This window comes from Streptomyces sp. NPDC043878, assembly GCF_056435735.1.
Window position 1 is genome coordinate 1 of the sequence record NZ_JBWKDW010000034.1, and the last position, 17,613, is coordinate 17,613.

16 protein-coding genes and 1 pseudogene are annotated in these 17,613 nt (G+C 73.0%); 10 read left to right on the top strand and 7 right to left on the bottom strand.

What is annotated here, in order from left to right; all coding sequences use genetic code 11:
* Positions 1-78 precede the first annotated feature (78 nt).
* Positions 79-663: pseudogene (locus tag AC07AZ_RS34070) on the bottom strand (acyltransferase family protein); the annotation flags it as partial.
* A 431-nt stretch (positions 664-1,094) separates the two neighbouring features.
* On the opposite strand from AC07AZ_RS34070, the gene AC07AZ_RS34075 reads away from it, so the two are divergent.
* Positions 1,095-1,271: a hypothetical protein gene (locus tag AC07AZ_RS34075; RefSeq protein WP_478854608.1), complete on the top strand. Its 177-nt coding sequence runs from the start codon at positions 1,095-1,097 to the stop codon at positions 1,269-1,271.
* A gap of 146 nt (positions 1,272-1,417) precedes the next feature.
* Here the strand turns inward: AC07AZ_RS34075 and AC07AZ_RS34080 are convergent, their stop codons facing one another.
* Positions 1,418-2,305: an oxygenase MpaB family protein gene (locus AC07AZ_RS34080; protein WP_478854609.1), complete on the bottom strand. Its 888-nt coding sequence runs from the start codon at positions 2,303-2,305 to the stop codon at positions 1,418-1,420.
* A gap of 331 nt (positions 2,306-2,636) precedes the next feature.
* Here AC07AZ_RS34080 and AC07AZ_RS34085 point away from each other — a divergent pair, with 331 nt between their 5' ends.
* The 4 genes from AC07AZ_RS34085 (at position 2,637) to AC07AZ_RS34100 (ending at position 6,523) form a co-directional block, all read left to right on the top strand.
* The gene (locus tag AC07AZ_RS34085) at positions 2,637-2,897 is read left to right on the top strand and encodes a WhiB family transcriptional regulator (protein WP_478854610.1); all 261 of its coding nucleotides are present in this window, start codon (positions 2,637-2,639) and stop codon (positions 2,895-2,897) included.
* A gap of 148 nt (positions 2,898-3,045) precedes the next feature.
* The gene (locus AC07AZ_RS34090) at positions 3,046-3,378 is read left to right on the top strand and encodes an SDR family oxidoreductase (RefSeq protein WP_478854611.1); all 333 of its coding nucleotides are present in this window, start codon (positions 3,046-3,048) and stop codon (positions 3,376-3,378) included.
* 651 nt (positions 3,379-4,029) lie between these two features.
* Positions 4,030-5,670 (top strand): phosphoglucomutase (alpha-D-glucose-1,6-bisphosphate-dependent), encoded by a 1,641-nt coding sequence (gene pgm / locus AC07AZ_RS34095; protein ID WP_478854612.1) that lies wholly within the window; start codon positions 4,030-4,032, stop codon positions 5,668-5,670.
* A gap of 427 nt (positions 5,671-6,097) precedes the next feature.
* Positions 6,098-6,523, top strand: a complete 426-nt coding sequence (locus AC07AZ_RS34100) for a DUF6003 family protein (protein ID WP_478854613.1) — start codon at positions 6,098-6,100, stop codon at positions 6,521-6,523.
* 34 nt (positions 6,524-6,557) lie between these two features.
* Here the strand turns inward: AC07AZ_RS34100 and AC07AZ_RS34105 are convergent, their stop codons facing one another.
* Entirely contained in the window at positions 6,558-7,691 is a 1,134-nt protein-coding gene (locus tag AC07AZ_RS34105; protein ID WP_478854614.1) for a PP2C family protein-serine/threonine phosphatase, read from the bottom strand.
* A gap of 278 nt (positions 7,692-7,969) precedes the next feature.
* Here AC07AZ_RS34105 and AC07AZ_RS34110 point away from each other — a divergent pair, with 278 nt between their 5' ends.
* A complete protein-coding gene (locus tag AC07AZ_RS34110) occupies positions 7,970-8,422 on the top strand; it encodes a flavodoxin family protein (protein ID WP_478854615.1) in 453 nt (150 codons plus the stop codon).
* Between the two features lie 313 nt (positions 8,423-8,735).
* Here AC07AZ_RS34110 and AC07AZ_RS34115 read toward each other — a convergent pair whose 3' ends face one another.
* Both AC07AZ_RS34115 and AC07AZ_RS34120 read right to left on the bottom strand, forming a co-directional pair.
* Complete coding sequence (locus AC07AZ_RS34115) at positions 8,736-9,356, bottom strand: NAD(P)-dependent oxidoreductase (RefSeq protein WP_478854616.1); 621 nt, start codon at positions 9,354-9,356, stop codon at positions 8,736-8,738.
* A gap of 73 nt (positions 9,357-9,429) precedes the next feature.
* Complete coding sequence (locus AC07AZ_RS34120; protein WP_478854617.1) at positions 9,430-10,269, bottom strand: inositol monophosphatase family protein; 840 nt, start codon at positions 10,267-10,269, stop codon at positions 9,430-9,432.
* 566 nt (positions 10,270-10,835) lie between these two features.
* Between AC07AZ_RS34120 and AC07AZ_RS34125 the strand changes: the two genes are divergently transcribed.
* Positions 10,836-11,747: a LysR family transcriptional regulator gene (locus AC07AZ_RS34125; protein ID WP_478854618.1), complete on the top strand. Its 912-nt coding sequence runs from the start codon at positions 10,836-10,838 to the stop codon at positions 11,745-11,747.
* Here the strand turns inward: AC07AZ_RS34125 and AC07AZ_RS34130 are convergent.
* Both AC07AZ_RS34130 and AC07AZ_RS34135 read right to left on the bottom strand, forming a co-directional pair.
* Entirely contained in the window at positions 11,733-12,131 is a 399-nt protein-coding gene (locus tag AC07AZ_RS34130; RefSeq protein ID WP_478854619.1) for a hypothetical protein, read from the bottom strand. The two genes, AC07AZ_RS34125 and AC07AZ_RS34130, sit on opposite strands and share 15 nt — an antisense overlap.
* A gap of 55 nt (positions 12,132-12,186) precedes the next feature.
* Positions 12,187-13,914, bottom strand: a complete 1,728-nt coding sequence (locus tag AC07AZ_RS34135) for a dolichyl-phosphate-mannose--protein mannosyltransferase (RefSeq protein WP_478854620.1) — start codon at positions 13,912-13,914, stop codon at positions 12,187-12,189.
* 176 nt (positions 13,915-14,090) lie between these two features.
* Between AC07AZ_RS34135 and AC07AZ_RS34140 the strand changes: the two genes are divergently transcribed.
* The 3 genes from AC07AZ_RS34140 (at position 14,091) to AC07AZ_RS34150 (ending at position 17,513) form a co-directional block, all read left to right on the top strand.
* Positions 14,091-15,155, top strand: a complete 1,065-nt coding sequence (locus AC07AZ_RS34140; RefSeq protein ID WP_478854621.1) for an NAD(+)/NADH kinase — start codon at positions 14,091-14,093, stop codon at positions 15,153-15,155.
* Between the two features lie 216 nt (positions 15,156-15,371).
* Positions 15,372-16,430: a right-handed parallel beta-helix repeat-containing protein gene (locus AC07AZ_RS34145; RefSeq protein ID WP_478854622.1), complete on the top strand. Its 1,059-nt coding sequence runs from the start codon at positions 15,372-15,374 to the stop codon at positions 16,428-16,430.
* A gap of 54 nt (positions 16,431-16,484) precedes the next feature.
* Entirely contained in the window at positions 16,485-17,513 is a 1,029-nt protein-coding gene (locus AC07AZ_RS34150) for a methyltransferase (RefSeq protein ID WP_478854623.1), read from the top strand.
* Positions 17,514-17,613 lie beyond the last annotated feature (100 nt).

The following is a 17,613-nucleotide window of genomic DNA, read 5'->3' on the forward strand; positions in this document are numbered from 1 at the left end:
CTAGCGCGACTATGGGGCAGGACGGACAGCTAACCCGAGCCGCCCCCCCCCCCCCCCCCCCCCCCCCCCCCCCCCCCCCAGCAGGCCGAAGTGCTCGGGCCGCAGACACAGGCCGAGCACGAAGTACGGCAGGAACTGCAGGACCCGTTGCAGGTCGAGGTCCTCGCCGATGTCGGGTGACAGCGTGGCCAGCATCGCGACTGCCAGCGCCGTCGGCAGCGGCCGGCGGAGGGTCCGCCACAGCGGGGTGGTCAGCCGCCAGATGAACAGGGCCGCCAGGAACCAGGTCAGATAGAGCGGTTCGAGCAGGGTGATCGGCCGGTCCGGGGCGCCGTCGGTCCACCGGGTGAAGAGGGTGTAGGCGACCTCGAAGACGACGTAGGGCAGGGCCACGCCGGTCACCAGGCGCTTGACGCGCTGCGGGGCGGCGTCGAAGCTACGGGAGAAGTAGCCGGAGAGAATGATGAACGCCGGCATGTGGATCGCGTAGACCGTCATGTACAGCGCGGTGACGGCTCTGCTGTCCGAGCGCAGCGGCTCCCAGGAGTGGCCCACGGCCACGAGCACGATCGCCAGGTACTTCGCGTTGTCGAAGAACGCGTCCCGCTGCCCCGCCCCCGCCGTCTCCGGCCGACTCTCGGACGGCGCGGGTACGGGCTGCACGGATCGCGCGGCTGGTACGGGCTGTTCGGGCCTCGTGGCTTGCGTGGACTGTGTCGCGCTCACCTCGCACACCCCCGTCGGCGGGGGAGGCGCGCTCCGCCGTCGGTTCGTCTGCTGTGCCCGGTGGCGGGATGACTCTGCGGCATCCCCGTCGCGTGACCGCTGCGGCGCCGGGCAAACCTGTGCCGGCCGGGGGAGTACCGGGGGCCCGCGCGCCGCCCCCGGCCACGGATGTCACGTCTCGCCTCGTGGTGAGTGGCGGCGGGCGGGACCGGTCGGCAACCGCTTTGGCCCCTTGTGTGTCAACGGCCCACGCTGATGCGGTATTTGTCCGCCATTTCGGTGGCGGACGCGCTGTGTTTCTCGCCGACCTCGGGGCATGCGGGTCTCACTGCGTCGGAAAGACGACACCACTCGGGAAAGAGGAATCCATGCTCGGCATCATCGCTGCGGTCCTGTTCTTCATAGCGTTCCTCATCAACGCGGCCGACATCTCGACCAACGACACCTTCACCTCCACGAACTTCATGCTGATCGGGCTCACGCTGCTGGCCCTGCACGTCGCCGGCATCGGGAGCGCCTGGTCGGGCCGCAGCCGCAGAAGGTGACGCCGGCGCACGGACACCGAGGGGTCGCGGTGTCCCGCCGAAGCGGATGACGCCTGACGCCGGCCGGCCGGGATTCCCTCACCCGAGGGGTCCCGGCCGGCCGCCGTCGTCCGGAGGGATCCTGGCGGCGTCCGGTCAGTGCGCGGTCAGTGCGCGGGCGCCGACGTCACGGGCCGCGAGGGTGCCATCGCCCAGCGCACCACCGAGGTGATCAGCCCGCCCAGCGGCCGTACGCACACTTCGTCCACGACCGGCAGCCGGGGCAGCCGCAGTTCCCTCGCGGCCCAGGAGGGCAGCAGCGACACGGCGTTCGCGGCGAGGACGCCGTACGGGAGCCGCACGGCGAGCGGGACCGGCGGCTCCAGCAGCAGGAAACGGGCGGCGGCCCGCGACGCGGCGGTGGCCCGCAGTTCGGCGCGGTACATCTCCAGCCGCTCCGCGAGCTCGGCTCGGCTGGTGGGCGGATCGACCGCGCCCAGGGCGGCGGCGACCCGCGCGGTGTCGGCGACGTACCCGTCGCACTCCTCTTCGGACAGCGGGCGGGACCCGTAGCGCTGATGGGCCCGCAGGAAGCTGTCGGCCTCCGCGGCATGGACCCAGCCGAGCAGACGGGGATCGGCGGCGTGGTACGGCTCGCCCTCGGGGGTCGTACCCCGCACCCGCTCGTGCACCGCCCGGACCTGCTCGCACGCCTCCTGCGCGTCCTCGGCGGTCCCGTACGTGGTCACCGCGAGGAAGGTGCTCGTGCGCTGCAGGCGCCCCCAGGGGTCTCCGCGGTACCCCGAGTGGGCGGCCACGGCGGCCATCGCGAGCGGGTGGAGAGACTGGAACAGCAGCGCGGACAGTCCTCCGATGAACATCGAGGCGTCACCGTGCACCCTGCGGATGGGGCGCTCGGGACCGAACCAGCGCGGTCCCGGCGTGCCGTGGATGCGGGCGCGGTTGCGGGGGCCGTCGGGTCCGGCGACGCGGGCGAAGAGGCCGTCGCCCAGCTGCTCGCGCAGGGCCGGGCCGCCGATTCCTGGGAGCTTCATGAGGTCGGGCCCTCCTGTCGACGGGTGGGCGGCGGCCGAGAGGGCGGGTCCGCGCGCCGGGAGACGGACGGGTCGGTACGGCCGCCGCCGTCAGGTGTTCGGCCGCGCCGAGCCCTTCGGATGCGGCCCCGCCGGCGGGGCCCGGGAGGGGCCGGTAGACCGAACGCGTCGTGTGCGCTCGTCGCGACTCTGCGGGGCCGCCGGGATTCATCTGGCTCGAATGACAGAAAAAGCCTATATTGTCCACACCTCTGCCGGGTCCCGCGGTGCTGCCTGCGCCGCTTCTTCGAGCTGCCCGGACGGGGCGGCGCAGCGATCGGCGGAGGTCGTGATGAACTTTCCTCGAGGCCACTGGCGCGAGCGGGCGGCTTGTCGCTCCGAGGACCCCGAGCTCTTCTTCCCCCTCGGTGAGGTCGGCCTGTCCAGGACGCAGATCGAACGGGCCCGGGCGGTGTGTCACCGCTGCCCGGTGATGACGGCCTGCCGATCCTGGGCCCTGCGCAACGGCGAGAGCGACGGCGTCTGGGGCGGCATGACGGCGGCCGAACGCCGGGCCCTGCGCGTGCCCCGCTTCACGCAGGGCGACCGCTGAGGCGGCACCGGAGCCGGGCCGGCCACCACGCCCAGGTCATGCCGTTCCCTGTGCGTCCGGCCGCCCGACGCGGCCCGAAAGGGAGGCATACGGGCGTGAGCGGTGTCGGCCGCCACGTCGTGCGGCCGGCCACGGGAGGTACGACGACATGGACGGCAGCGGTGCGCGGGTCCTCATCGCCGGTGCCACGGGACACCCCGGCTCGGTCCTGGCCTGGTGGCTGAGCGACCGGGGCGCCGCGGTGCTCGTGGCCGGCCGTGACCCCGGCGCCCTCGCACGGGGCGCCGGCGCCGGCGCCCGCGCCCCCTCCCATGCCTTCGACGCCTGCGACCTCGACTCGTGCGGACGCGTCGTGAAGTGGGCGGCGGACGAGCACGATGGCCTCGACGCGGTCGTCGTCTGCGTCGGCGTCGCCGCCTTCGGGCCGGCCGACACGCTCGGCGACGCGGTGGCGGAACCCCTGATCACGGTGACACGCTGACGCCGCCGGCGTTCCTGCGCGCGTCCCTTCCTTCTGGCGCCGGGCGGCATGATCGCCGCGATCACCGGCGTCGTCGCCCGGTCCGCGCCGGCCGGCAGGGCCGACCACGCCGCGGCCAAGGCCGCACTCGCCGCCTGGCCGACGGTGGTACGGCGGGAGCAGACGCCGTCCGGTGTGAAGGTGCTGGAGATCAGGCTGCCGCACGTCGAGACGGGGTTCGCGAGGCGCGCGGTCGCGGGCGCCGCCCCGCCGCTGCCGCCGGGCCTGCCGGCCGCAGCGGCGGTCGAGGCGATCGTCGCCGCGATGTCGGCGGACGCGCGACTCGGTGAGGCCCGGCCCCGCCGGCACGCTCGACATCACGGTGCAGCCGGAGGTGGTGCGGCGCGCGTCCCCAAGGGGCGGACGGTTACCGGGGAGCGGCCCGCGCCGGGCTGCCGACGTGTCGCCCCACCGCCGGCCCGGACGGTGCATGGCCACAGGACGCCTGCCGCCGCACGGCGCGGTTCGAGTCGCGCGGTCGGGGAACGCGGCAGCCGATGCCGGGGCCCCGCCCGACCCGGCACCGCATCCCGCGCGGTCGCGTGGTCGCGGCGGCCGGGTGGGACGGGGAAAGATGGGACCGTCAGTCAACCGATGTGGAGGAGCGGGCACATGCAGCACGAGCGAGCGGGCGGACCGGCGGGTCCCGAGGATCTCGTCGACGTGGCCCGGCTGGTCACCGCGTACTACGCACTGCACCCCGACCCGGCCGAGCCGGGCCAGCGCGTCGCGTTCGGTACGTCCGGGCACCGCGGGTCGTCGCTGGCGACCGCGTTCAACGAGGACCACATCGCCGCGACCAGCCAGGCCATCTGCGAGTACCGCGGCGGCCAGGGCATCGACGGCCCCCTCTTCCTGGGCGCCGACACCCACGCGCTGTCGGAGCCCGCCAGGGTCACCGCGCTGGAGGTGTTCGCCGCCAACGACGTGACGGTGCTCATCGACACCGCGGACGGCTACACGCCCACCCCGGCGGTGTCCCACGCCATCCTCACCCACAACCGGGGACGCTCCGCCGGCCTCGCGGACGGTGTCGTGGTCACCCCCTCGCACAATCCGCCCGCCGACGGCGGCTTCAAGTACAACCCGCCGAACGGCGGACCGGCCGCCTCCGACGCCACCTCCTGGATCCAGGACCGGGCCAACGAGATCATCGCGGACGGCCTGAAGGGCGTACGGCGCATCCCGTACGCCCGTGCGCTCACCGCACCCGGCACCGGCCGCCACGACTTCCTGGGCGCCTACGTCGCCGACCTGCCGAACGTGCTGGACCTGGACGCGATCCGCACGGCCGGCGTGCGGCTGGGCGCCGACCCGCTCGGCGGGGCGTCCGTCGCCTACTGGGGCCGTATCGCCGAACAGCACGCCCTCGACCTGACGGTGGTCAATCCGCTCACCGACCCGACCTGGCGGTTCATGACGCTGGACTGGGACGGCAAGATCCGTATGGACTGCTCGTCGCCGTACGCGATGGCCTCGCTCATCGAGCAGCGCGACCGGTTCCAGATCGCCACCGGCAACGACGCGGACGCCGACCGGCACGGCATCGTCACGCCGGACGCCGGCCTGATGAACCCCAACCACTATCTGGCCGTCGCCATCTCCTACCTCTTCTCTCACCGCGAGCGGTGGGCCGCCGAGGCGGGCATCGGCAAGACCCTGGTGTCGTCCGGGATGATCGACCGGGTCGCCGCCGACCTCGGACGCCGGCTCGTCGAGGTACCCGTGGGCTTCAAGTGGTTCGTGGACGGACTGGCCGACGGTTCGATCGGGTTCGGGGGAGAGGAGTCGGCCGGCGCGTCCTTCCTGCGCCGGGACGGCTCGGTGTGGACCACCGACAAGGACGGCATCCTGCTGGCCCTGCTCGCCGGTGAGATCACGGCGGTCACCGGGAAGACGCCGTCCCAGCACTACACCGCGCTCACCGCCCGCTTCGGCGAGCCCGCCTACGCCCGCATCGACGCCCCCGCGTCCCGCGAGGAGAAGGCCCTGCTCGCCAAGCTCTCGCCCGCCCAGGTCACCGCGGACACCCTGGCCGGCGAGGAGGTCACCTCGGTGCTCACCGAGGCGCCCGGCAACGGCGCCGCGATCGGCGGCATCAAGGTGAGCACCGCCAACGCCTGGTTCGCGGCCCGCCCCTCGGGCACCGAGGACGTCTACAAGATCTACGCCGAGTCCTTCCTCGGGCAGGACCACCTCCGACAGGTGCAGGAGGAAGCCAGGGCGGTGGTCCAGGCCGCGCTGACCGGCTGACCGCGACTCCCGGGCCGTCCCGCCGACCGGCTGACTCCGACTCCCGGGCGTCGGCCGGCCGGCCGCGGCTCCCGGGCCGTCACGCCGGCCCCCGGGTCGCCGCGGCGGCCCCCGGGCCGTCACGCCGACTCCCGGGCCGTCACGCCGACTCCCGGGCCGTCACGCCGACTCCCGGGCCGTCACGCCGGCCCCCGGGTCGCCGCGGCGGCCCGGGAAACGGGCTGACCGCCATGCGGCCCCCGGCCGGGCAGGGCGCCGCCCGGACGCGGGGCGTACCGGGCGGGCATGGCGACCCGGGACGCAGGGCCGTCCGGGTGAACGTGTGTCCCGTCGCGCGGACGCCCCGCTAATCCGGCCGAAGGCGGGGTAGAGGGACCGCGACCGGCCCACGCCTGAGTGGGCCCGCCCGTTCGAAAGGCAGCCGAGCATGACCGACGATGCCTACCTGTTCCTGCTGGACGACCCGCATGTGTCGCTCGGCCTGCCGCCGACCGCCGTCGGCGAGCTGTCGTGCATGGACACTCCCGCGGTGCGCGCGTGGCTCGAAGCGCAGGGAGCCACGGCGACGTCCCCGCAGCTGCGCCTGCTGCCCCCGGAGGAGACGGGCGCCATCCCGGAACACGCCGAGCGGCTGCCCGTCCCGCTGAGCGAGGAGGAACTGAACCTGCTGCGCCGGCAGACGGCCCCCGAGACCGTGGCCCGGGCGGAGGAGGAGCTGATGGCGTACCGCGACAGCACGGACGACCGGGACGCTCTCATCGGGCGCGCGCTCGCGGCCGGCGTACCTCCGCACCGCGTCGTGGAACTGACCGGCGTCGACCCCGCCACGGTGACGGCGGCCGCCGCCGGATGACGCACCTGCGCCACCCGTCCCGTTCCGTCCCGCCTCACAGTTCGGGGCCGCCCCTCCTGCGCAGCACCAGCACCGCGGTGTCGTCGGTCGGCGTGCCCGCCGTGTGGCGGCGAAGGTCGCGGTAGAGCGCGGCCGGAACGTCCTTGGGGAGGATGTCGCCCCAGCCGAGGGCCCGTTCGTCGAGCGGGTAGAAGGTGCCCGACGGGTCGCGTGCCTCGGTGACACCGTCGGTGCAGAGCAGGAGCGTGCCTTCGAGGGGGAAGGTGAACCACTCGACGGTACGCGGCTCCGGCGCCAGCGCGTCGAGGCCGAGCGGGACGCAGGGGTCCGTACGGAGCACGGGCCCGGCCCGCTCGCTGTGGAGCAGCAGCGGCGCCACATGCCCGCAGTTGATCACCTGCACCTCCTGCTCCGAGTCGATGCCGAGGACCAGCGCCGTCACGAACCGCTCCCGCTCACCGACCTGCGCGGCGAAGGAGTTGTGCCGCAGGACCGCCTCCTCCAGGGCGTCGACGACGGCGGTCAGCGTCGGCTCGGCCACGGCCGCTTCCCGGAAGGCGCTGAGCACGGCGAAGGCCGCGCTGATGGCGGGCAGGCCCTTGCCCTGGACGTCCGCGATGAAGACGCGGCTGCCGTAGGGGGAGGCCACGACCTCGTAGACGTCGCCGCCCACCCGGCTGTCCTCCTCCACCGGCTGGTACAGGCCGTGCACCAGAAGCTGGTCGGTCACCAGCGGGAACGGGCGCAGGAGCTGGCGTTGCAGAGCGGCCGCCGCGGACCGCAGCCGGGCGATCTCCTTCTCCCGGTGGACCCGCTGGGCGGCGCGCGCGACGCTCAGACCGTTGAACAGGACGGCGAAGACGACAACCGCCGCGTCGGCGCCCATGGTGCCCATCGGGGTGTCCCACAGCGAGGCCGCGATGACGACGGTCGTCCAGACCGAGGCGACTCCGGTCTGCCGTACCGTGCCGCGCCCGGCGATCAGCGCGGGCACCGCGATCAGGAACGGCGCCAGCCGGGTCTCGCGGCCCAGGACGACGCCGGTCACCGTCAGCACGGCGGTGATGCCGATCAGCCAGAACAACACCACACGCCAGCTCAGTGGAGGCGCGGGCCGGTCCCGGCCGTCGAGGGCGGACGAGTCGTCTGGAGCTTTCGAGGTGAGCACCGCCCCTCCGACTGCGTGGGGTCGTCGCCGAGCCGCCGGGTACGCCCGGGGTACACCTCCCCCTCCCAATATCCGCCTGCTCGGCAGCGGCCGCGACCAGACAGCACGGCCCACCGCTGTGGCCCGGTGCGGCCGTTCCCGGGCCCTGTGACGCCGCCGGGCAGGGTTGCCGCCGGTCGCGGGGAGAGTGACTCGGCACGCGGCCGGCGCACCCGCCGCGGGGCGGTGCCACCGGCCCGGCTTGCGGCGGGCGGCGCGGGCACGGCAGGGTTCCCGCTGTGGCCACCTTGTTGATCGTGCATCACACGCCCTCGCCGAACTGCCAGGCGTTGTTCGAGGCCGTCGTCTCCGGTGCGACGGCCCCGGAGATCGAGGACGTCCGGGTGGTGCGGCGCGCGGCGCTCGCCGCCACGGCGTCGGACGTGCTGGCCGCGGACGGCTACCTCCTCGGCACGCCCGCGAACCTCGGCTACATGTCGGGCGCGCTCAAGCACTTCTTCGACCAGGTCTACTACCCGTGCCTGGACACCACCCGCGGCCGGCCCTTCGGCTACTACGTGCACGGGGGGAACGATGTCACCGGCGCCGTGCGCGGCATCGAGTCGATCACGACGGGCCTGGGCTGGCGCCGCGGCGCCGAACCGGTCACCGTGACCGGCGAGCCGGGCCGGGCGGACACCGAGGCGTGCTGGAACCTCGGCGCGACGCTGGCGGCCGGGCTGGCGGCGTGACGCGCTGACGGTGTGACCCGGCGGCGTGACGGCCCGAGGGCTGACGTGCCGGATGGCGGATGCCGGCCCCCGGACGAGTCGGCGATCTCCCGGCACGAACACCGCTCACGCACCGCCGCCCGTCTCACCACGGTCGTCGACGGCCGCCCACTCCCCGACGACCTGCAGCACAGGGCCCTCTACCACCGGGCGAAGGCCCACCGCGACCTCGCAGACACCGCCGCCTCGCAGGCGGGCACGCAGACCGGACCTGTTCCTCGCGCAGCAGCCGCTGACCGGCCTCGATGGAGCAGCGTGTACGCCAGGCAGACACTCAGCGGTCGAGGGGCACGTAGGTGCCGCCGGGCAGGTCCGGTGTTTCGGCCGCGTCGAGCATCGCGGCGGCGACGGTGGCGCGGCTGACGCGGGCAGGGAAGAGCCGATGGGGTGCCTGGCTCAGGTCCACCGTGCGGCGGTGTTCGCTGAGCGGTCCGGCGGACAGCGGCCCGCAGTGAAAGACCGTGCCCCCGGCGTCGAGGATGGTGGTGTCGGCGGTGACCTTGTCGGTGAGTTCGGCACCCATGGCCCGCAGCAGGGTGCGCGTCAGGGCGCCGGCCGCGCCGGCGGAGGCGCCGGTACCGAACGCCCCCATCCAGATGATGCGCTCGGGGACGGCGGCCACGGCGCCACGAGCACCCGCGGTCAGCACACCGACCTGGTCACGGCTGGGGATACCCAGTGCGGAGATGATGGTGGTGGCGTCTTTGAGCGCACGGCCGAGGGCGTCGGTGTCCCGTACGTCGGCGCGCACTCGGATCAGCTGGTCGTCATGGCCGGTGGCCGCGAGGCTGTCGGGATTACGGGCGACGGCCGTGACGGTGTGGCCACGATCAAGGGCCTGCTGGACCAGCTGCTGCCCGGTGGCACCCGAAGCGCCCAGAATGGTGACATGCATGGTCGAACTCCTTATATACAGGCGGTACTTGGGGGTTTGGCGATTTCTGCCGGGTGACGGATGGCGCGGCGGTTCAGGTGGTACTGGACAGCACGTTCAGAGCGGCGGCGTGCACTCCTGGCGCGGCGACCAGCAGGTCGGCGCCCAACCGCCAGGGCCGGCCGTACAGGTCGGTGGCTATCGCGCCGGCTTCGGTGGCGAGCAACACACCAGCGCCCACCCCTGACATCTCGGGCTGGAACTGCCAGTAGGCGTCGTACTGGCCGGCGGCCACACCCAGCAGCGGGAAGGTGCTGGGGATGGTGCTGCGTACCAGCAACGCGCTGCCCAGCATGGCGGCGAACGCCTCCGCCATGCGCCGGCGTTGCGCCTGGTCGTCGCCGCCGTCCTGGCTGGTGGTCGTCATTGCCACGGTGAGGTCGGTCTTGGCGGACGCCTGCAGCCGGGTTCCGCTGCGGAAGGCACCGCCGCCGCGCACGGCGGTGTGGGTGACGTTGCCGATGGGCTGATGCACCACGCCGAGCACAGGCTCGTTGTCGCGGACCAGGGTGATGGTGGTGCCCCATTCGGTCAGCCCGTGCAGGTGGTTGATCGCGCCTTCGACGATGTCGCTCACCCACCATTCGCCGGCGGGCAGGCCGCCTTGGTGCTGTTCCTCCTCATCCTCGCCCAGCCAGGTGGCCTGCGGCCGGATCGCGGCCAGGGCCGCCTGAACGCCCTCGGCGGCTTCTTCTTCCATAGGTCCGAAGCGGCTCATGATGGCCTCACGGGTGGCCGGTCGGGCATCTGGTGAGTAGCGGGCAAGTACGCGGGCGCCGATCCGTTCGGCGACCTCGACGACGGCGGGGAGCATCGCCGAGTCGTCGGTGACCGCAGTCGGCACAGCAGGAGCGGACTTGGCAGGAGTGGACATGGCAGGGACCTCCGAGAGGTGAGGGACATGAGCAGAAGCTGCTGCTTCAGCGGTGGTTGTTCGTGTGCGGGTGATGCGAGGCCACCGAGGTCGACTCGCGAGGCGGCCGAGGGCGGGGTTCAAGGGGTTGCGGCGAGCAGGGCGAGGGCGTCGGTGTGCAGAGCCGACGTGCTGACGCGATGCTCGTCAGCCGGCTCCGATGGCCGGCCCTTCGCCGGTGCTGATGCCGCCGGTTCCGGTCGGAGCCTGTGACGGGGGCCGCCCTGAACGCCCAGGCGCACGCGCCTTCGTGCACACCCACCACACCCGGCTCTGCCCGCGCGATGGCGAGTGGGGGTGGCCGGGCCGGGGTGGTGCGGCGGGGAGCCGATCAGATCGAGGACAGGACGTCCAGCGCAGCGGTCACCGCGGACAGGAGCGCGGCGTCGGCGTCAAAAGGCATGGGGCATTCCCTCGGGTCGGTATGAGCGGGGTGTTCAGGGACGCTGTCCCTGCCCCGCACCTCGAAGGTAGAAGCCGCCACTGTTAACAGCAAGTGCATCCTTGTTACTTGTATAGTTACTGGCATGCAACTGGATCTGAACCTCCTCGCCGCCCTGGACGCGCTCCTCGAGGAAGGAAGCGTCCAGGGTGCCGCCGCCCGCCTTCATGTCACCTCCCCGGCGATGAGCCGCTCTCTGGGCCGTATCCGCAAAGCCACCGGCGACCAGATCCTGGTCCGCACCGGACGCCACATGACTCCCACCACCCGCGCCCTGGCCATGCGCACCCAGGTCCACGCCCTGGTGCAGCAGGCCCACCACCTGCTGTCCGCTCAGACGGAACTCGACCTGGCGGGGCTGGAGCGGGTGTTCACCGTCCGCTGGCACGACGCCCTCACCACCACCTGTGCAACCGCCCTGATCGCCGCAGTGCACCGCCAGGCCCCCGGGGTGCAACTCCGGCTGACCGCCGAGCCCGGTGACGACACCCCCGAGCTACGCCGCGGTGAGGTCGACCTCGCCTCCAGTGCCGGCCCGCCGTCCCTGCCCGACATCCGCCACCGCCTCATCGGCCGCGACCGGCTCGTCCTGGCCGTCCGCCCAGGCCACTCCCTCACCCGACAGCCCGTCACCCCCGAGAGATACGCGGCGGCCGACCACCTCACCGTCTCCCGGCGCGGACTCCTCCACAACCGGATCGACGACGCCCTGAGCGCCCTCGGCCACGAACGCCGCGTCATCGCCTCCGCCCCCACCACCGCCACCGCACTCCAACTCGCCCGCGACACCGACCTCGTGGTCACCCTCCCCGACGCGGCCACCCGCTCCGCCCGCGACCAACTCGGCCTGACCACCCTGCCAGTGCCACTCGACCTGCCCGAAGTGCCCCTGCACCTGCTCTGGCACCAACGCCACGACAACGACCCCGCCCACACCTGGCTACGCGAAACAGCCGCCCAAACGCTGCGCAGCCTGTTCACCTCACCCAGCCAGTAGCAGCCCGACAGGCCACACCCGCCGGACCGCAGGGGGCGGTTCATGAGTCGGTACTCCAGTAGGACTGATCGCACTGCCGAGCCCGAGCGGTTCACGGCTGTCGCGCCGTACGACCGTGCCGGTGCGCCGCTTCGGCTTCTCCTCGCGGGTGGTGCCGTTCTTCTTCGCCGCGTCCAGGGCCTGGCGCGTGAGGTCGACCCCGCTCGGCTCGCCGCTCACGCCATCACCGCACCGTCCGTGTCGCCGCCCGGCGAAGGCGCGGCGAACCCGTCCGACGGCGCTGCCGCGGTACTCCGGCAGGGCCTGCTCCACGGCCTGGAGCGCGGCGAAGGCGAGCGCGGACGCCGCCAGGGCCGGGTCCGCGTCCAGCTCGCCGGGCTCCACCGGTTCCAGCTCCGCACGGGCCTGCTCGATGTCGGCCTCCAGCGACTGCGGCGGCTCAGACCCAGGAGTCGAGCCACATCCTCCCGGACCACGACGCGTAGGGAATCGTCTGCCCGGTGTAGATCGGGAAGAAGTAGATGAAGTTCCACGCGATGAGCAGCACGAGCACGCCCGCGGCCACCGTCCCGACCCGGCGGCGTCCCGCCTCCGCCCCCGGCGGGCCCAGCAGGGCGCCCACCAGCATGGCCACCGCCAGGCACAGATACGGCACCAGGACGACCGCGTAGAAGGAGAAGATCGTACGGTCCTGGTACAGGAACCAGGGCAGATAGCCGGCGGCCACCGCGCACAGCACCGCGCCGGCACGCCAGTCGCGGCGCAGCGCCCACCGGTACAGCAGGTACACCAGGGCGCAGCAGGCCGCCCACCACAGCAGTGGCGTCCCGAGGGCGAGGATCTCCTGCGAGCAGGCGGCCGCGGTGTGGCAACCGTCCTGGCCGGGGTTCGGCGCCGCGTAGTCGAAGGCCACGGGGCGGCCGAGGACCAGCCAGCTCCAGGGGTTGGACTGATAGCGGTGCGGGGTGTGCAGCCCCACGTTGAACTGGTAGACCCCGTACTCGTAGTGCGCCAGGCTGCGCAGGGGCGCCGGAATCCACGACCAGGTGCCGCCGCGGCCGTCGGCCCAGTGGCGCCCGTACCCGTCGTCGGACAGGAACCAGCCGGTCCACGTCAGCTGGTACGTGACGACGGCGACCACGGCGACGGACAGCACCGACCGGCCGAGGTCCCGGCGCAGCACGGCCCGCCACGGGCGGCCCGCCCCCGCGACGCGGCGGGCGCCGACATCCCACAGCACGGTCAGGACCATGAAGAAGACCAGTACGTACAGGCCGTTCCACTTGCTCGACGCGGCCAGGCCCAGGAAGACGCCGGCCGCGATCCGCCAGGGACGCGGTCCCGTCCCGGCGCGGTCGCCGGTGTCCCGGTCGGGGCCCGCCCGGCCGTCCGCGCCGGTCGGCAGGGCCGCCGCGAGCCGGGCCCGCGCACGGTCCCGGTCGACCAGCAGACATCCGAACGCCGCCAGGACGAAGAACATCACCACCAGGTCGAGCAGGGCGGAGCGACTCATCACGAAGTGCAGACCGTCCACCGCCATCAGCGCACCGGCCAGACACCCGAGGAGCGTCGAGCGGAACAGGCGGCGTCCTATTCGGCACAGCATGAGCACCGACAGCGTCCCCAGGAGCGCCGTCATGAAGCGCCAGCCGAACGGTTGGAGTCCGAACAGCCACTCGCCGAGGGCGATCACCCACTTGCCCGCCGGCGGGTGCGCGACGAAGGCCCCGGTGTCGGACAGCGGGATCACCTGCGGGTGCGCCAGGACCTGCGGGTCGGCGATCTTGTGGTCCGGCCAGGTCCCCTCGTAGCCGAGACGCAGCATGGACCAGGCGTCCTTGGCGTAGTACGTCTCGTCGAAGACGAGTTTCCGCGGCTGTCCGAGATGCCAGAAGCGGATCGCTCCGGCGAAGACGGCGACGAGCACCGGCCCCAGCCATCCCATGGCCCGCGCCAGGCGGTACGCCGGCCCCGGACCGAGGCCCAGCCACCGCCAGACGCGGGTTCCCGGTTCGGGGAAGGGCGGCACCAGACGCAGGCGGACGTCGGCCGGCGGGCGCGCGGAGTGGCCGAACCGGCGCAGCCGCTCCGGCCAGGCACCGGGCGGCGCCGCCGGACCGGCGTCGTCGTCGAGGTCGGGGGAACACGTCGCGTGGCTGCTGGTCACCGGACGACCTTAGAGCGTGTCCCCGCGGCCGCCACGGGCACCCGGGGCACAGCCCGGCGGCGGGACGGTCACCCGCGCCGCGCGCCCGGGCGGTGACGTGGACGCGGCCCTTCATGCGGGCGCGGGGCCGCTGCCGTACGTTGCTGCACAGACGGCGTACCCATCAGGAGGCTGCCATGTCCGTTCAGCGCGTGGGACTGGTCGTGCACCAGGGACGTACGGCGGCACGGGACGCGGCGCACGCGGTGCACGCCTGGTGCGCGGAGCACCGCATCCCCTGCACCGACATCGACGTCTGGAGCAAGGACCAACAGCGCAGAGGGGGCCGGGAGGAGGCCGAGGCGGCCGGGCACCCGGACCTGGTGGTGACGCTCGGCGGCGACGGCACCTTCCTGCGCGGGGCCCGGATCGCGATCAGGAGCGGGGCGAGTGTCCTCGGTGTCGACCTGGGCAAGGTCGGTTTCCTCACCGAGGTGCCGGTGCGTCAGGTCACCGAGGCCCTGGAGGCCGTCCACCGGGGCGACGCCGTGGTGGAGGAACGCATGACCTTGACCATGCGCGCCTCCCGGGCCCTGGAGATCCCGGAGGAGATGGAGGCCCTTCTCCGCTACGGCCGGGGCCCGGCGCTTCCGCCGCCGCGCGTCCGGCCCGAGAGCACCGAAGGACAGGGCTGGGGACTGGCCCTGGACGTGGTCGCCCTCAACGACGTCGTGCTGGAGAAACTGGCCCGTGACCACCAGGTGAGCGTCGGGGTGTACGTGGCGGGCCGGCTGCTCGCCTCCTACGCGGCCGACGCCGTCGCCGTGGCCACCCCCACCGGTTCGACCGCCTACAGCTTCGCCGCCGGCGGTCCGGTGCTCTCGCCCCACATGGACGCGGTCGTCTTCACCCCGATCGCACCCCACATGACGTTCAACCGCACGGTCGTGGCCGCCCCCGACGAACCGGTGGCCCTGCGGGTGCTGCCGCACTCCGGGCAGGCCGCCGTGAGCGTCGACGGCCAACTGCGCGGAGTCCTCGACCCGGGCGACTGGATCGGCGTCTTCCGCGCCCCGCAGCGGGTGCGGCTCATCCGGCTCGGCCCCACCGACTTCTACGGCAGGCTGCGTGACCGTTTCCGGCTCACCGACGCGCCCGCCACCGCGAGCGACGGTGAGTCGGCACCCTTCTTCCGGCCCGACACGCCGATCCCTCCCGACCTGGCCGAGATGCGCCTGCCGCCCCCGTCGGCCGCACGCTGACACGCCCCTCCGCCCCGTCGGCGGCACGCTGACACGCCCCTCCGCCCCGTCGGCGGCACGCCGACACCACCGCCCGGCGTTTCCGACGCCGTGTCACCTGCCGGGCGCAGGCGGGTGAGCCGTTCGGTGCCGCCGCCCGGGTCGACCCGCGGGAGCCGCTTCCCGCCTGGGTGATCAGCGGTGGCGGGCCGGAACACCCGCTCATAGCTTCGCCATATGACCAAACGACAGATGGCCCTCCTCTCGTGCACCGCCGTGGCCGTGGCGTCGGGGCTGGGCGCAGCCCCGACGTCCGACAGCTGGCGGGTGTACCGGGTACAGCCGGGCGAATCGATCCAGAAAGCCGTGGACGCCGCGAAGCCGGGGGACACCGTCCTGCTCTCGCCCGGCCTCTACCACGAGAGCGTCAGCATCACCACGTCGAACCTGACCCTGCGGGGCATGAACGCCGACTCGACCGTCATCGTGCCGGACGCCACCTCGAAGAGCGCGTGCGCCAAGGCCGGCAACGGCATCTGCGTGACCGGCACCGAAGGCCGGCGCGTCGAGCGTGTCACCGTGCGCTCACTGACCCTGAAGAACTTCACCAAGAGCGGCCTGTGGGCCACGCGCACCGACCACCTCAAGGTCCAGGGCGTCACCGCGGAGAAGAACGGCCAGTGGGGCCTCGCCCAGGAGCGCTCCGTGCGGGGCGTGTTCAGCCACAACATCGCCGAGCGCAACGGCGACGCGGGGCTGTTCGTGTCCAACACCGTCGACCGGGAGGAGGGAGCGCAGGACGCGAAGGCCCTGCTGATCAGCGACAACCGGCTGCTCGGCAACCGGATCGGCGTCACGGTACGCCGGCTGCGCAACCTCACCGTCGACCACAACGAGATCACCGGCAACTGCACCGGAGTCTTCGTCGTCGGCGACGAGTCCGCGCCGCGCGCCGGCGCGCTGAGCGTGCGCCGCAACCACGTGTACCAGAACAACAAGAAGTGTCCCGCGACCGCCCGCCTGCCCTTCCTCCAGGGCTCGGGCATCGTGCTCACCGGCACCGAGAAGACGCTGGTGACCAGGAACCGGGTCGAGGACAACGTGGGCACCTCTCCGCTCTCCGGCGGCATCGTGCTGTTCAAGAGTTTCGTCGGCGCCCTCAACGAGCGCAACGAGATCCGCGACAACGTGGTGCTGCGCAACGGCCCCGCCGACCTGGCCAACCGGGACACCGGCAAGGGCAACACGTTCCAGGGCAACCGGTGCTCGGTCTCCGAGCCCGCCGGAATGTGCTGACCGCCCCGCTCCCCACCTCCCCCCAGACAGCACCACAGCAAAGCGAGGCATTCGATGACGACCGTTGAACCGGCTCCCCCGCCGCCCATGCGGCTGCGGGAACTCGTTTTCGGAGCGGCGTGCGCCGCCGCCGTACGTGCGGCCGCCCGCCTGGGCGTGGCCGACGCCCTGGACGACACGCCCATGACCGTCGAGGACCTGGCGGCGGCGGTGAAGTCCCAGCCGCAGACGCTGCGCCGGCTGCTGCGCGCCCTGTCGTGCCAGGGTGTCTTCACGGAGCGCCCCGACGGCACCTTCGCCCACACGGAGATGTCCCGCCTGCTGCGCGAGGACGACCCGCACAGCCTGCGCTACATCGCGCTGTGGTGCACGGAGCCCTGGACGTGGAACGTCTGGCCCAAGCTCGACGAGGCGGTGCGTTCGGGCCGCAACGTCTTCGAGGACGTGTACGACCGGGAGTTCTTCACGTACCTCAACGAGGAGGCCCCCGAGTCCGCGCACGTGTTCAACCGCGCCATGACGACGTCCAGCGAGCAGTCGGCCCGTGACGTCGCGGCGCTGCTCGACCTCCGGGGCGTGTCCTCGGTCGCCGACATCGGAGGCGGTCAGGGGCAGGTCCTGGCGAGCCTGCTGGAGAAGCACCCCACGATGCACGGCACCCTGCTGGACCTGCCGGGGGTGGTGGAGAACGCCGACCCGCGCCTGCGTGCCGGGGGTTCGCTGGCCGACCGGGTACGGGTCGTGGCAGGGGACTGCCGCGAGGACATCCCCGTCCAGGTGGACGTGTACGTCATCAAGAACATCCTGGAGTGGGACGACGACAGCACCCGCAGGGCGCTGGCCAACGTCCGCAGGGCGGCGCGTCCCGGCGCCCGTGTCGTCGTCATCGAGAACCTGGTCGACGACACCCCGTCGATGCGGTTCACGACCGCCATGGACCTGCTGCTGCTCCTCAACGTCGGGGGCGCCAAGCACACCCGGCAGAGCATGGTGGACCGGCTGACGGACGCGGGCCTGGTCATCGGCGAGATCCGCCCGGTCAACGCGTACCTGCACGCCTTCGAGTGCACCATCCCCGGCTGACATCCGGACACACCAACCCCGAGGCCGGGGGGGGGGGGGGGGGGGGGGGGGGGGGGGGGGGGGGTGTTTTTTTTTGTGCGTTGGGAGGGGGGGGGGCGTG